The organism is Hyphomicrobium sp. 802, from assembly GCF_000526135.1.
Taxonomy (GTDB): domain Bacteria; phylum Pseudomonadota; class Alphaproteobacteria; order Rhizobiales; family Hyphomicrobiaceae; genus Hyphomicrobium_B.
In genome coordinates this window covers 983,826-999,783 of sequence record NZ_JAFM01000001.1, presented here as the reverse complement: position 1 = coordinate 999,783, position 15,958 = coordinate 983,826, and the positions used below count along the sequence as shown (strand labels likewise).

The 15,958-nt window shown below is 61.2% G+C and carries 8 protein-coding genes; 4 read left to right on the top strand and 4 right to left on the bottom strand.

Features of this window, described 5'->3' with window-relative positions:
* Nucleotides 1-7: 7 nt before the first annotated feature.
* Both pheT and HYP802_RS0104945 read left to right on the top strand, forming a co-directional pair.
* Nucleotides 8-2,440 carry a phenylalanine--tRNA ligase subunit beta gene (gene pheT / locus HYP802_RS0104950; RefSeq protein ID WP_024275272.1) on the top strand — a complete coding sequence of 811 codons (2,433 nt, stop codon included), beginning with the start codon at nt 8-10 and terminating at the stop codon, nt 2,438-2,440.
* Nucleotides 2,441-2,472: 32 nt separating this feature from the next.
* A complete protein-coding gene (locus HYP802_RS0104945) occupies nt 2,473-3,840 on the top strand; it encodes an NAD(P)/FAD-dependent oxidoreductase (RefSeq protein WP_024275271.1) in 1,368 nt (455 codons plus the stop codon).
* A gap of 134 nt (nt 3,841-3,974) precedes the next feature.
* On the opposite strand, the gene HYP802_RS0104940 is transcribed toward HYP802_RS0104945, so the two are convergent.
* The 3 genes from HYP802_RS0104940 to HYP802_RS0104930 all read right to left on the bottom strand — a co-directional run bounded on the left by HYP802_RS0104940 (nt 3,975) and on the right by HYP802_RS0104930 (nt 6,989).
* Nucleotides 3,975-5,213, bottom strand: coding sequence for a lytic murein transglycosylase (locus tag HYP802_RS0104940; protein WP_024275270.1), 1,239 nt, complete (start codon nt 5,211-5,213; stop codon nt 3,975-3,977).
* 100 nt (nt 5,214-5,313) lie between these two features.
* A complete protein-coding gene (gene mbfA / locus HYP802_RS0104935; protein WP_013946000.1) occupies nt 5,314-6,270 on the bottom strand; it encodes an iron exporter MbfA in 957 nt (318 codons plus the stop codon).
* A gap of 179 nt (nt 6,271-6,449) precedes the next feature.
* Complete coding sequence (locus tag HYP802_RS0104930) at nt 6,450-6,989, bottom strand: hypothetical protein (protein WP_013945999.1); 540 nt, start codon at nt 6,987-6,989, stop codon at nt 6,450-6,452.
* 176 nt (nt 6,990-7,165) lie between these two features.
* Here HYP802_RS0104930 and lepA point away from each other — a divergent pair, with 176 nt between their 5' ends.
* Nucleotides 7,166-8,968 (top strand): translation elongation factor 4, encoded by a 1,803-nt coding sequence (lepA, locus tag HYP802_RS0104925; RefSeq protein WP_013945998.1) that lies wholly within the window; start codon nt 7,166-7,168, stop codon nt 8,966-8,968.
* Nucleotides 8,969-9,027: 59 nt separating this feature from the next.
* On the opposite strand, the gene HYP802_RS0104920 is transcribed toward lepA, so the two are convergent.
* Nucleotides 9,028-13,014, bottom strand: a complete 3,987-nt coding sequence (locus tag HYP802_RS0104920; protein ID WP_013945997.1) for an AsmA family protein — start codon at nt 13,012-13,014, stop codon at nt 9,028-9,030.
* A gap of 244 nt (nt 13,015-13,258) precedes the next feature.
* Between HYP802_RS0104920 and HYP802_RS0104915 the strand changes: the two genes are divergently transcribed.
* On the top strand, nt 13,259-15,709 hold the full coding sequence (locus HYP802_RS0104915) for a UvrD-helicase domain-containing protein (RefSeq protein WP_013945996.1): 2,451 nt from the start codon (nt 13,259-13,261) through the stop codon (nt 15,707-15,709).
* Nucleotides 15,710-15,958: the final 249 nt, after the last annotated feature.

The window sequence follows — 15,958 nt, the reverse complement described above, 5'->3', positions numbered from 1 at the left end:
CGCAATAATGAAATTCACGCTCTCCTGGCTCAAAGATCATCTCGACACGGACAAGTCCGTCGATGAGCTTGCCACTGTCCTGTCTGCCATTGGCCTCGAGGTCGAAGGTGTCGAAGATCCGGGCAAGACGCTTGGAGCCTTCAAGGTCGCGCGCATCGTCGAAGCCAAAAAGCATCCCAACGCCGACAAGCTGCAGATCGTGCAGGTCGAAATCGCCAAGGGTCAGCCGCTGATGGAAGTCGTCTGCGGCGCCCCGAACGCGCGCGCGGGCATGGTCGCGGTCTTTGCACCGCTCGGCACTTACATTCCCGGCTCAAAGATCACGCTCGAAAAGAAGCCGGTTCGCGGCGTCGTCTCGAACGGCATGATGTGCTCGGCCGCCGAACTTGAGTTGTCCGCAGAAAGCGACGGCATCCTCGATCTCCCCGCCGAGTGGGCAGATAAGGTCGGCCAAGCCTATATCGACGTCGCCGGTCTCAACGATCCAATCATCGAAGTAAAGCTGACGCCGAACCGCCCCGATTGCACGGGCGTGCGCGGTATTGCCCGCGATCTCGCTGCGGCCGGCATGGGCACGCTGAAGCCCGAGCCGAAACTTGCACCGCTCAACGAAGCTTTCGACTGCAAAATCCCGATCAAGCTCGAGTTCACGCCGGAGACTGCGAACGCCTGCCCTGTGTTTGCCGCGCGAACGATCCGCAACGTTACGAACGGCGCATCTCCCGACTGGATGCAGAACCGGTTGAAGGCCGCCGGCCTGCGCCCCATCAACGCTCTCGTCGACGTTACGAATTACATCTCACTCGATCGCGGCCGCCCGCTGCACGTCTACGACGCGCACAAGATCAAAGGCGCGCTGCACGCTCGTCTCGGCAAGAACGGCGAAAAGTTCCTCGCGCTCGACGGCAAGGAATACACGGTCGACGACACCATGTGTGTCATCGCCGACGACACCGGACCGCTGGGCCTCGGTGGCGTGATGGGCGGCGAAAGCACGGGCTGCACGCCGGAAACGAAAGCCGTCCTGATCGAAAGCGCATACTTCGATCCCCTGCGCACCGCCGCCACCGGCCGCAAGACCGGACTGGTGACGGACGCCCGCTATCGCTTCGAGCGCGGCGTCGATCCGGCGTCAGAACGCCCCGGTCTCGATCTCGCGACCGACATGATCCTGAAATTCTGCGGCGGCGAAGCCTCGAAAGCGAAAGTCGCCGGCAAGGAACCCATCGAGGAGCGGGTCATCGCGTTCGACTACGCACGTGTCGAGAAACTGTCCGGCGTGACGCTTTCGGAAGCCGAAATTACGAAAATCCTGAATGCACTCGGCTTCACCATCACCGGCAAACCTAACGCAGCGAAGGTGACCGTTCCGACGTGGCGGCCGGACGTCCACGGCCCCGCTGACCTCGTCGAAGAAGTCGTGCGCATCGCCGGCCTCGACCGCATCCCGGCGACGCCGCTTCCGCGCGCGGACGGCATCGCCCGCGCCGTTCTGACGGATAAGCAGAAGCGCGCCCGCCGCGCCCGCCGTCTGCTTGCGGCCCGCGGCTTCGTCGAGGCCGTGACCTGGAGCTTCATTCCGAAGGCCGAAGCTACGCACTTCGGCGGCGGCGCGGCCGAACTTGACCTCGCCAATCCGATTTCCGTTGAAATGTCCTCGATGCGTCCAGGGCTGTTGCCGGGGCTTCTCGCGTCCGTCACGCGCAATCGCAATCGCGGCGTCGCGGACGTCGCGTTGTTTGAGCTCGGTCAAGCCTATCGCGGTGAGAAACCCGAAGACCAATACCTGAGCGCCGCTGGCGTCCGCGCCGGAACGGCGCATCTCTCAGGCTCCGGACGCAACTGGGACGGCAACGCCGCACCCGTCGGCGTGTTCGACGTCAAAGCCGACGTCTTCGCCGCACTTGCAGCACTTGGCGTCGACCCCGCCAAGGCCCAAATAACGCGTGATGCACCGCACTGGTATCACCCCGGCCGTTCCGGCGCACTGAAGCTCGGTCCCAAAACCGTTCTGGCATATTTCGGCGAGGTCCATCCGGCGACGCTGAAAGCCCTCGATGTCGAAGCGCCGGTCTCCGCATTCGAGATCTTTCTCGACGCTCTGCCGCCCGAGAAGAAGAAGTCGCGCGCCAAACCGCCGCTTACGACTTCCGACCTCTTGCCGGTCACGCGTGACCTCGCCTTCATCGTGCCCAAGGATGTACCGGCAGGCGACGTCATAAAGGCGGCCGCGAATTCCGATAAAGCCTTGATCAGGGCGGTGAATGTGTTCGACGTATTCGAAGGCGGCAGTCTCGCCGCCGAGGGCAAGAAGTCGGTTGCGATAGAGGTAACAATCCAACCTGCGACGGAAACCCTCACGGATCAGGCTATTGAAACGATCACGAAAAAAATAGTTACCGATGTTAAAAAGGCGACCGGCGGAGACTTACGCTCCTAGGACCGCCGCCATGACATGCGCATGAGGCCAAGATGAATTCGCTCCCCCCCGCGACCACCACTCAAGCCGAAAGCGTGACCGACGAAAAGCACCCCTACCGCATCGTCATCGTTGGAGGCGGGGCCGGCGGTCTTGAGCTCGCAACGCAGCTCGGAAACAAGCTCGGAAAATCCGGTAAAGCGGAAGTCACCCTGGTCGACCGTGCTCGCACCCACATCTGGAAGCCGCTTCTCCACGAAATCGCGGCGGGCAGCATGGACACGGGCCGCCACGAGCTGCCTTACCAGGCGCAAGGTCACTGGCACGGTTTTCGTTACCGCTACGGCGAGATGATCGGTCTCGACCGCGCGGGCAAGCGCGTGCACCTCGGTGCAACGTACGACGAGGACGGTCGCGAGATCACCCCGGATCGCTGGTTCCCCTACGACACGCTGGTGATCGCTGTGGGCAGCATCTCGAACGACTTCCGTACCCCGGGCGTCAAAGAAAATGCGATCATGCTCGACACGCCTGAGCAGGCCGAGCGTTTCAACCGCCGCATCCTGAATGCGTGCGTGCGCGCCTATGCGCAGCCTGGCCCCATCAGAGACGGCCAATTGCACGTTGCCATCATCGGCGCCGGCGCGACGGGCACGGAACTGTCGGCGGAGTTGCATCACGCAGCGCGCGGCCTCGTGGAATTCGGTCTCGACAAAATCGATCCCGAGAAAGACTTCAAGATCACGTTGATCGAAGCCGCGCCACGCATTCTGCCCGCGCTGCCTGAGCGTCTCTCCAAAGCGACAACGAACATCTTGCACAGCATCGGCGTCGAAGTTCGCACCGGCAGCGCCGTGACGAACGTCAGCAAGGAAGGCGTGACGCTGGCGAATGGCGTTTTCATCCCATCCGAGCTGGTAGTTTGGGCCGCGGGCGTCAAAGGCCCCGAAGTCCTCTCGAACCTCGACGGCCTCGAAGTCAGCCGCATGAACACGCTCGTCGTGAAGCCGACGTTGCAGACCACCGTTGACGACAACATTTTCGTCATCGGCGACGCAGCCTATCTGGTGCCCGAAGGCGAAACGGCGCCAATCCCACCGCGCGCCCAGGCGGCGCACCAGGAATCGAGTCATCTCGTCACGCAAATTCAGCGCCGCATGAATGGCGAGACGAAGCTCGCACCTTTCAAGTATCGAGATTTCGGTTCGCTTGTGTCGCTCGGCAAGTATTCGACTGTCGGCAACCTGATGGGCTTCATCGACGGCAAGTCGCTGCGCATCGAAGGCTGGTTCGCGAAGATCATGTACCGGTCGCTATACAAAATGCACGAGATCGCCTTGCACGGATACGTGAAGGTCTTCCTCGACACCCTGTCGCGCCTCCTGACGCGTCGGACTGAACCGCAGGTCAAGCTGCACTGATTGTTGGCGCCGCCGACACGCGTTTCGCGAGCCGGCCGGCGGCGCTACCGGCATAATCCTCCACGGGTGTCAGCCTGGAATCCGCGCGTGCGGCCGGTTCCGCTAGGCGGAGTCGCACGCGCCAACGTAAAGCCTTAACTCCGCTCTCTCAGCGCTGTCAGCAGGTCCGCCGTCGGATAGCTGTCCGCCGGCAGCCCGAACTTCATCTGCATCGTTTTCACGGCTGCGCGCGTGTTGGCGCCGAGCTTGCCGTCAACCTCTCCGACATCCAGGCCACGGCGCTTCAACAGGCTCTGAACCTCTTTGATCTGCTCGTAGCTGAGCGACGCGACGTTGCCGTCAGCCCGCGTCAGGTTCGGCGCACCGGCCATGCGGGCGGCAAGATGCGCCGCCGTCAGGGCATACGTCAGAGACTGGTTCCACTGCGTGTAAACGTCGAAATTCGGGTACGCCAGGAACGCCGGTCCATGCCGTCCCATCGGCAGCACGAGCGACGCCGGGAGATTGTCGGCAGGCAGCGGCTTGCCGACGCCCTCGACGCCCCACGCCACCCATTGCGAGCGCGGCAGCTTGATCGCCAGATCGGCTTTGTCCCAAGGCAGATCCTTGGTGATGCGAACCTGTTCCAGCCACGGCTCACCACGCTTCCATCCCATCGACTTAAGGAAGTTCGCCGTCGAGCCGATCACGTCGGCGTTGTCGCGAATGAGATCGACGCGGCCATCGCCATCGAAATCGACGCCGTAGTTCAGATAGTGCTGCGGCAGAAATTGCGTCTGACCAAGCTCGCCTGCCCACGACCCGATCATTTGATCCGGAGTGAGGTCGCCGCGCTCGACGATTTTCATCGCGGCAATCAACTCGCCCCGGAAGAAATCGCCGCGGCGGCAATCCCAGGCGAGCGTCATCAGCGAACGCAGAATGGACAGCTTGCCCATGCCGCCGCCGAAGTCGCTTTCGAGCGCCCAAAAGCCCGTGATGACTGGACCCGGAACGCCGTACTGCTGCTCCGCGCGATCGAAGATCGCCTTGTAGCGCTTGAGATACGTTTTACCCGTCTGCTCGCGGTTCTTGGTCGCAAGCTTGAAATAGAAGTCGATGAACGTCTGCGAGAAGAAGCCCTGCTTCCGGTCGCGAGCGATCGTACCCTGGTCTGGCGTCAGCCCCCCGATCGTTTCTTCGATCGTCTCCGGCCGAATGCCCTGAGCGATGGCGTCACGCTTGAAATCGGCGAGCCACTGGTTGAACGGCACGGTGTTCTGGCAATTGCGCTTGTTTGCCGGTGGCGGCGGCGTGTTCTCCGCATGGGCGCTGGCGGAAAGCCCCGCAAGCATGAAAGAGGCGATCGCTGAAACGATAAAACCTGCGCGCATAGAGGGATGCCTTCGGCCGTTGACGTAGGGCCGGCACATTGCCGACAGTCTGGAGAGCGTCAAGAGACTATGGCCTCAGTGAGGCCTTTAGCGCATTCGTCTACGCACTACCGATCAGAATGCCAACAGCAAAGACGATCAGACCGCCGACAACCACCTCCAGCGCCGCTCGCCAGAACTTCGTTTCCATGTACCGCGAGCGGATTCCCGCAATAATCCAGAGTTCAATGAACACCACACCGATTGCGATCGTGGTGGCCGTCCGAAAATCGGAAATGAGATAAGGCATCGTATGCCCGAGGCCGCCGACCGTAGTCATCGCGCCCGTTACCGAACCGCGGAGCCATGGGTTGCCGCGGCCCGAAATCTCGCCGTCGTCGGACAAAGCTTCGGCGAATGCCATCGAAATGCCGGCGCCGATCGACGCCGCGATGCCGACGAGAAACGTCTGCCAGGTGTTATGGGTCGCAAATGCCGCCGCAAAGATTGGCGCCAGCGTCGAGATGGAGCCGTCAATCAGGCCGTTCAATCCCGGTTGCACGTACTGGAGAACGAAGGACCGTCGCGCCGTCTCGTCTTCGCTCAAACGCGCCTCATTCGTCAGCTCAACATCGGCGAGATGCTGCGCAATGCTTATATGCTGGCTTTCCGTCTCCAGGAGATCGCCGAGCAACTTGCGGATGTCGGCGTCCGTCGCCCGCTTCAACGCCGAGGCATAGAATTCGCGCGTTTCCTCCTCGATCTCCTGTGCCTGCCGGCGAACTTTCCCGATGCCGAGTGGCCGCACCATCCAAATCGGATCATGCCGCACGAGGCCCGAAACGTCGTGGCGGCGGATGAGTGGAATGTGATTGCCGAACTTGCGCTTGAAAATTTCGATCAGGCTGCGCCGGTGGGCGTTTTCCTCTTCGCCAAGCTCCGTGAAAATCTTTGCGCTGGCCGGATACTCGGCGCTGAGACCGGCAGCATAATCGGAGTAGATCCGACTGTGCTCCTCTTCCAGGGAGATCGCGAGGGCAAGAATCTCGCGCTGATCGAGATCGGTGAAACGACGCATGGCGGCCTGAATAAAATTTAGAATTATTCTAATTTAACATCTTGCCCGCCGGTCGTACAAGATCTCTCATGTCGCGGCGACGATGGCACAAGGGAGTCGGGGCCGGATCAAACGAAAGCGCCGGTCCAACGGACCGGCGCTGCCGAAGAAGAGAAAAGCTCGGAGAAGATATAAATGCCTTAGCGCGAATTCGGCTTATTCATGCCTTTCACGGCGTTCTGCTGCGCTTCCATCCAACTCGACATGGCCTGCTGCCAGCCCTTCTGCCACATTTCGGCAGCCTGCATCCAAAACTGGATGGGGTTCGTGGCGCCAGCCGCGAAATCGGGCATGCCAGGGAAGCTTGCCCCCGCGCCGGGGAACTGCGGCATGCCGGCGCCGAAGCCTGAAACATTCGAGAAGTTGGGGAACTGGCCCGGCGCTCCCAGCGCCTTGACCTGCTTTTCCCAGACATCCATGACCTGATCGACCGCCTGCAATTGCAGCTTGGAAGCGCTCAGCATCTGTTTCCGGCTCAGCTCGACGAAATCAGTGGGCCAGCCGAGGGACTTTGCCGCTTCGGCCATCTTGTCGAACACGGCGTTGCTGTTCTTTTCGCCCAGTTCGGCGAGTTCGGCCCGCCAATTCGACATGGCGTCGAAAGCCTGTATGACCGCCTTCTTTGTATCCTCGCCGAGTTTCGTGAAAGCCGGGTTGGCTTCGAAGGGTGAGTTCGCCATATCGCTTCTCCAGGGGCTCATGATCGGCACAGAGGGACGGTGAGCAATTTTCGCACACCCCACCCCCGGTTGCCACACCTCTTATAGGCCATGCGGCGATCAAAACGGCGCGGAAGTCGCCCTAAAGCCTTAACGCCCCTTTTGCCGCCCAGTTCCGGGTGCTATGAGCCCGGCCCATGACAGCCATTTCACACATTCGAAATTTTTCGATCATCGCCCACATCGACCACGGCAAATCAACCTTGTCAGACAGGCTGATCCAGCTCTGCGGCAACGTCTCGAACCGAGAGATGAAGGAGCAGATCCTCGACTCGATGGACATCGAGCGCGAGCGTGGCATCACCATCAAGGCGCAGACCGTTCGTCTCGACTACAAGGCCAAAAACGGCGAAATCTACCAGCTCAACCTGATGGATACGCCTGGCCACGTCGACTTCGCCTACGAAGTCTCGCGCTCGCTGGCGGCCTGCGAAGGCGCGATCCTCGTCGTCGACGCGAGCCAGGGCGTCGAGGCCCAGACGCTGGCCAACGTCTACCAAGCGCTCGACAACAACCTCGAAATCCTCCCCGTACTGAACAAGATTGATCTGCCTGCGGCCGATGAGGACCGCGTCAAAAAGCAGATCGAAGACGTCATCGGCATCGACGCCTCCGACGCGATCGGCGTCTCGGCCAAGACGGGCCTCAACGTCGAAGCTGTTCTCGAAGCCATCGTCGAGCGCCTGCCCGCTCCGGAAGGCGACGCTAAGAAGCCGCTGAAGGCCATGCTCGTCGACAGCTGGTACGACGCCTACCTTGGCGTCGTCGTGCTCGCCCGCATCATTGATGGCACCCTGAAAAAGGGCCAGCGCGTCAAACTGCTTTCGACCGGTGCCACCTATCAGCTTGAGCGGGTCGGCATCTTCCGTCCCAAGCAGCAAATGTTGGATCAGCTCGGCCCCGGCGAGATCGGTTTTTTCACGGCCGCGATCAAAGAGGTCGCCGACACCCGCGTCGGCGATACGATCGTCGATGAAAAGAACCCGGCGCCGGAAGCACTTCCGGGCTTCAAACCGGCGCAACCCGTCGTGTTCTGCGGCCTCTTTCCGGTTGATGCCGCTGACTTCGAAGACCTGCGTGACGCGATGGCGAAGCTTCGTCTCAACGACGCGAGCTTCTCATTCGAAACGGAAAGCTCCGCCGCCCTCGGGTTTGGCTTCCGCTGCGGCTTCCTCGGTCTTCTCCATCTTGAGATCATCACCGAGCGTCTCGAGCGCGAGTTCAATCTCGATCTGATCACGACGGCCCCGAGCGTCATCTATCACTTACATATGAACGACGGCACGATGATCGAGATGCACAATCCGGCCGACATGCCGGATGTCGTCAAGATCGATCACATCGAAGAACCTTGGATCGAAGCCACGATTTTGGTGCCGGATGAGTATCTCGGCGCGGTGCTGAAGCTCTGTCAGGATCGCCGCGGCCGCCAGAAGCAGCTCACTTACGCGGGTTCCCGCGCTATGGTCGTCTACGAGCTGCCGCTGAACGAAGTCGTCTTCGACTTCTACGATCGCCTGAAGAGCGTCTCGCGTGGCTATGCCTCGTTCGACTATCACATCAAGGACTATGAAGAAGGCGACCTCGTCAAGCTGTCGATCCTCGTCAACAGCGAGCCAGTCGATGCGCTCTCGATCGTCGTCCATCGCTCACGCGCTGAAAGCCGTGGCCGCTCGATGTGCGAAAAGCTGAAAGAACTGATCCCGGCGCACCTCTTCCAGATTCCGATCCAGGCCGCCATCGGCGCCAAGGTCATCGCCCGCGAAACGATCAAAGCGCTCCGGAAAGACGTTCTGTCAAAGTGCTATGGCGGCGACATCACGCGTAAGCGCAAGCTGCTCGACAAGCAGAAGGCCGGCAAGAAGAAGATGCGCGAATTCGGCAAGGTCGAAATCCCGCAAGAGGCGTTCATCAACGCCCTCAAGATGGACGACAACTAAGATCAAGCGGCGCGCTGGTAGCGCGAGTTTTTCGTTCGGCTGGCGGCCCGGTACAGTGCTCAGGGATAACCGCCGAACGACTTCATCATTTCGTCGGCCGACGTGCGCCGCTTGACGGGTTTGGGTGGCAACGTCGTCCGTGTGACCGTCGGCTTCACGGCCGGAACCGGTTTCGGAATGGGCAGTCCGGTCGCCGGATCAATCGCAGCCGGCTGTCCGGTGGCAGTTTGTCCGCCACTCGCCGCGTTGCGGGCCTGGCCGTTCAAGTTCTGTGACTGCGGCTCCAATGTGGATCGGTTGTACGGCTGTTGCCCCGCCCTGGCGGGAGGCGGCGCCGATCCGAAAAAATCATCCGGATCGTTCTCACTGCTGCCCTGAGACGGCACCGCAGTCCCCGCCGACTCCGGAATGACCGGCGGCAATTGCTGCTGCTGGATCCTTTGCTGAGCCGCAGCGCGATCCGCGGCTTCTTTCCGCTTAACGTCCATTTCTTTCTGCAGCCGCGCGCGTTCTTCGTCCGCCCGCCGCGCCTGCTCGAGCTGCTCCACGTTGCGCTCCATCTGGCGCACCGTGAGTTCACGCTGCAGATCGCCGACATCGGCGCTCACCGACAGGGAGGCAAGCCGGCCGAGTTCCCCGCTGTAGAGCACGATTGCAGCCGGCAGTTCAGATTTCGCCGTGGCCGCGGCCTTGCGTTTTGACGTCTGCGCTGCGGGTGCAAGCGCCGGCGGAACCACCGATGTCAGTTGGAACGACGCGCTCATGCCAAGGGTCGCAAGATCGGCCGAGACGGCTCCCTCAGCCGTGCCGACCACGCTGCGCAGATCGATATTGCTGAGCTTCAGCGTCCCGTCGGAAATGGAAATCGCAAGCTTGCGGTCTCCCAGCGTCAACTCTGACGATCCAACCTCACTGACCAGAGCGTTCGCAATAGATGACGGGTCATTCTGAACGGTGCCCGAGATCACATCGTCGACGACGTTCGTAACGGCGGTTGGCGACGGCCCCGTCAATCCGGCCCCGGATAGGGTTGCTGTGCCCGCTCCCGTCATCACGGCGATCAGCCCCGCCGGGCTTTGCGCCCGCGCTTCCGTATGCAGCTCGAAGGCGCCCGAGCCTTTGCCACCCGAATTGAGCGTCGCCAGCTTCACATCATCAAGCTTCAACTCCGATGCGAATGCGACGCCGTTCGAAACTTTCTCCAAGCTGGCATATCCGGCGAACTGGCCACCGGCCGCCGCCGCTTTAATATCGGAGATCGACAGCTTTCCGGGCGCAAGCGCAACCATCATCGTGCCGTCGCCCGTCGCCAATCCCTCGCTCAACCCCAGCGATTTAAAACCGACCTTCAGCGCTACCGTTGTGTTGCCGAGCGCTGCAAAATCAAAAAGCCCTTCCGGCCAGACTTGCGCTACAGCGGCGCCATTGACGGCGTTCTGGTTAGAAGCATTTGGCGCTGCTGAGACGGAAACAGTCGCGGGCGCGTCCGTCACGGCCGACAATAGGGCCGGAACCATAACGCGATTGGCGAATATATTGCCGTCGATCGTCGTCGCTCCGCTCGCTGTCGCAGCCGTCACCCGCCCCGATAGCAAGGAATCTCCCAGCGAAACGTTCTGCGCCGTGACGATCCACGCACCCTTGTCGCGATGAAGATCCAACGTACCCTGCAACGGGACGTCCGTCAGACCGCCGGGCAACGATAGTCCGGCAACGGCGAAAGCTTGCGCGCTTTGTGCGGCTTTGACGTTGAGCAGCCCGTTCAAGGCAAGGTCCGATGTCTCCGGCCATTGGGCGCGCCCGCGGAACCGCATATCGAAATCTTCCGACGAAATCTCGATTTGCGAGACGGCACCGGAGCCTAGCGGCCCACTGGTCAGCAGCGACGCCAGCGCCGGCTTCTGCGATTGGGCTGCGATACCACCACTGTCTCGCCCGAGCGTCGCGAGAAGCCCGGACAGTGTCGGCGCATCGAGCGTCGCCTGCAGCCGGCTCGGCTGGGTGCGCCAATTCGCAATGCCACCATCGAACTCGGCCCTGCCATCAAACTTCGAACCGTCGAGCAGACCATCGAACGTCAAGTCGGCTGTCTTCGGCCCTCGAAGACCCAGACGAACGAGACCCGCGATCTTGCCGTCTTTCAATCCGCCGAAGCGATCCTCTCCGACCACATCGAGCAGACCAGCCTTGCGAACAAGATCCCGCATCGCATCGGCCGACGGCCCGACAAGATCATAAGCCAAGGTCCCGACCGGACCGCTGTCCTGCGTTTCGATCCGACCCTCAAGGCCGATTTCGAGGCCGCTGTCGGTCGTCAGTTTCGCGACCGGCAGACTGACCTTCCGTCCCTGGATCGCGAACGACACGTCGACATCCCGGTAGCTATCTTGGCCATCCGTCAGCCGCCCCGCGATTACGCGCAGACGAACATCGCTCGGCAGGTCTTCGTCCGCTTTGCGATCATCCTTTCCAGACGCCAATCCAAGCGATTTGCGAAACTCGGAACGCAGCGCCTGGGAGATCTTCGGAAAGACCACCTGCGTATCGAGATCGGCAGCCTGAAGCGTCATCTCCGTGCGCTCTCGATCTCCGTGCGTCACCTTGAGTTCGCCTGCGAGCGGCTTACCTGAAATGTCGCCCGACGCGTCTGTCAGAAAAAATCTCTTATCGTCAATTTCGAGCTTACCGGCCGCCGAGTACGCGCCATCGGCGTTAACGTCGATCGGAATGCCGGACTTATCCGCCCACGCCTTGAAACGCCCGAAGCTCGCCCCGCCGATGAACCCCCGGCCCAGGAAGCTCAGTTTGCCGTCCTTGCTCCTCAAATCGCCAGCGAGATCGAGACGCGATCCGCCCGGCAGGCTCACCTTAAAGGTCTTGAGATGCGTAACGCTTCCCTGCCGTTCGGCATCGATTGAAAGGCCGCCCGCATTCTCGCCGCCGATCTTGACCTGTTCGAGATTGATCTTCGTCGATGCCTGGCTGTCTCCCGCGACCGACTGCATCACCCCAAGCGCGAGTTGCCTCAGCTTCGAAAACCCGGCGCCGCCCTTGCCCGCGCCCGCCAGCCAGTCGATGTCGAGCCATTTCGAATTGAGCGTCACGTCAAGCCGCGGCGACGGCGACCAGCTTGCAACGGCCGCCCCCGTAATGGTCTGCGGTTCGGCAGCGTTATCGAGCGTCAACGTCAGGTTTTCGAACTTGGCCGCCAGTGCATCCGCCGTCACATCGGAGCGAAGATCGATAAGCGGCGGCGGCGCTTTTCCGTTCGGTTCGACCGTTGGGCTTCCCGGCACTTGGACTTTCCCGGTCCATCGTCCCTTAAACGTTGTCTTTTCACTGGCGTTATAGACCCGCCCATCGAGCGTCAGAACGTTCGGCGCATGGTCCGTACGCGCTGAAAGCTTGAGTGCGAACGCGCCGTCACTTGCCGGGACGTCGGTTGCAAATTTGACGTCATGCTCCGCTCCGGCCCATGACGCCGAACCGTTGAACCGGAACGGCCCTCTGATCCCATCTGCCGAAAACACCCCGTCGATACCGTCAACGGCAGCGATCTGCTCTGACGCAGCGTTGTAGATCGACACCGCGCCGTCCGTGATCTGCACCGACCGCAGCGCGACGTCGCGCGGAACGAACGGCAAATCGCCTGCCCGCAATTCGATCTTCGACCAGTTGCCGACGCCCTTGTCGTCGACGGACAAGCTGAGAACGGGCTTTTCGAGTTCGATCTGGCTGGCTTCTAATACGCCGCGAAGCATCGCCGCCACCGAAAGCCACATCGTGAAGCTGTCGGCGCGAATGAACGGCTGTCCGGTCTGGCCGGAAACGCTCGCGATACGGACTTTCTCGAATCGGACGTAGGGAACCGGCAGGATCTTTAAGTTGACGTTGCCACCGACGCGCACGTCGCGGCTCAGCACCTTCGAGGCTTCTTCCTCGAAAACGCCGCGATAGCTGTTCCAGTCGATGAAATTCGGCACGGCGAACAACGCTGCGAAAATAGCAACGAGGAGTCCGCCGAGGAATAATAGCCCGTTGTTCATGAGCGTCTCTTGCAATCGTGCTCGACACGCAATGCACACCGGCAGACGTGATCGAAGCTACGCCCTTGCCGCGCCCACCTGTATGGCACGTGAGCACAATACTCTGAACTTGAAATTTGGCTCATTTCCAGGCGTTTGACGTTTTTTGGGCCGTATTTCGGTCTGCTGTTGCCGGAACCTCGATCCACCGCGGCGCCGCGCCGCGCCAGTTGTACGATCAGCTTCGGTGGGTTACCTGAGTTCTATGACCTCGATTCAAAAGCCGGACGCTGCCGGCGGCGCAGATTTGCCGCACGATGACGACGATCCGCCGTTCGATTTGCCCGACGCTCCCGCCGCGAAACCGCACGAGAGCGGCAAGAGTGGTATGTCGATTTCGGCGCGCGCCGTTGCGGCGTCTCGCGGCCAGCCGACGTATCTGGACGGCCTCAATCCGGAGCAGCGCGAAGCCGTCGAAACGACCGAAGGCCCGCTCCTGGTTCTGGCCGGCGCCGGAACCGGCAAAACCCGCGTTCTGACGACCCGCATCGCCCATATTCTGGCAACCGGCCGCGCCTATCCCTCGCAGCTCCTCGCCGTCACGTTCACGAACAAGGCCGCCCGCGAAATGCGCGAGCGTATTGGCTCGCTGATCGGCGGCACGCTGGAAGGCATGCAGTGGCTCGGCACGTTCCATTCGATCGGCGTCAAGATTCTGCGCCGTCACGTCGAACTCGTCGATCTGAAACCCGGTTTCACGATCCTTGACGACGACGATCAGGTTCGCCTGCTGAAACAGGTGATCGAGGCAGCAGGTATCGACAAGGACCGCTGGCCCGCACGCCAGCTCGCAAGTCTGATCGACGGCTGGAAGAACCGCGGCCTGACGCCCGACAAAGTTCCGGGCGGCGAAGCCTTCTCCTTCGCGGCCGGCAAGGGCGCGCAACTCTACGCCGCCTATCAGGCGCGCCTCAAAGACCTGAACGCCTGCGACTTCGGCGATCTATTGCTCGAATGCATCCGTCTGTTCCGCCAGCACCCCGACGTGCTCGCCGATTACCATCGCCGCTTCCGCTACATCCTGGTTGACGAATATCAGGACACCAACGTCGCGCAGTACCTTTGGCTCAGGCTTCTCGCGCAAGGATCGCCGAACATCTGCTGCGTCGGCGACGACGATCAGTCGATTTACGGCTGGCGCGGCGCCGAAGTGGATAACATCCTGCGCTTCGAGAAAGATTTCCCAGGCGCGAAAGTCATCCGCCTGGAGCGCAATTACCGCTCGACCGCCAACATTCTCGCCGCCGCTTCCGGCCTGATCGCTAAGAACAAAGACCGCCTCGGCAAGACGCTCTTCACCGACGGCGCTTCAGGCGCGAAGATCAAAGTCGCAAACTTCTGGGACGACGAGGCCGAAGCCCGCGCCATCGGCGACGACATCGAGAACCTGCAGCGCGCCCACGAACCATTGAACGATATGGCCGTGCTCGTCCGCGCCTCGTCTCAGATGCGCGCCATCGAAGATCGCTTCATCACGCTGGGCCTCCCCTATCGCGTCATCGGCGGCCCTCGCTTCTATGAACGCCAGGAAATCAAGGACGCCATCGCCTATCTCGACGTTGTCGCCAATCCAGCGAACGACTTGAAATTCGAGCGCATTGTCAACGTGCCGAAACGCGGCCTCGGCGATACGACGATCAAGCGCATTCACGAGCTGGCTCGCGCCCGCTCCATTCCTCTATATCAAGCCGCGCGCGAGATCATCGAAACCGACGAGCTAACGCCGAAAGCCCGAAAATCTCTATTCGATGTTACGCAATCGTTCGAACGCTGGCGCGCCAATCTGGAGCACATGCGCCACACCGACCTCGCCGAACTCATCCTCGATGAATCGGGCTACACGGCCATGTGGCAGGCGGACAAGAGCCCGCAATCGCAGACGCGGCTTGAAAACTTGAAAGAACTCGTGCGCTTCATGCACGACTTCGACACGCTCCAGGGCTTCCTCGAACATGTGTCGCTCGTCATGGACGCCGACCAGGGAAACGATGGCGACCGCGTCTCCTTGATGACGCTGCATGCCGCCAAAGGCTTGGAGTTCGGCATCGTTTTCCTGCCGGGGTGGGAGGAAGGGCTGTTTCCCCATCAGCGTTCGCTCGACGAAAGCGGGAAAGCCGGCCTCGAAGAAGAACGCAGGCTGGCCTATGTCGGGCTGACGCGCGCCAAGCGCCGCGCCAAGATTTCCTTTGCGCAGAACCGCCGCACGCACGGTCTCTATCAGTCGGCACTGCCGTCGCGCTTCGTTGATGAGCTGCCCGAAGCGACCGTCGAGATTGTCGAAAGCGAGATGCCCTACGGCGGCCGGCAGAACCCGTTCGGCTTCGGCGGCTCGTTCGGCACCAGCCGGTTTGACCGCGCAGGCGGCGCCGAACCGTTCAAATCGAGCTACAATACGCCCGGCTGGCAACGCGCCCAGCAGTCCTGGAGCCGGAGCGATCAGAAACAAAAGAAGCGGTCACGCGGCCCGTTGACGCTTGAAGGCGAACTCGTCGCAGCGTCAACCGCCGCCGCCCCCTCGTTCAAGACTGGCACGCGGGTCCGTCACGAAAAATTCGGGCTCGGGACCGTCACCCACGTCGACGGTAACAAACTGACGATCGAGTTCGATGACGGCTCGACCAAACGGGTCGTCGCCAGTTTCGTTGACGTCGTATGACCAACCCGCTATAGTTAATACTCAGGTGGTGCCGAAGTCTCGCCGCCAGTTTCTTCATATTGCCGCAATTCTGAGGCATACGCTCCACTGCTCGTTGAGCTGTGGGGGTTCATCAGCTGCTGTAAATCTTTGCGCCGCCGGTTCATTACCGGCCGACGACGCATGCGTTGCGATCTAAGTCCCTGAAATAAAATGAAAAAAAAGTTGCGGGAGCGTGAAACTCGAGCGGGAATTCTTGGTTTGGGAGGG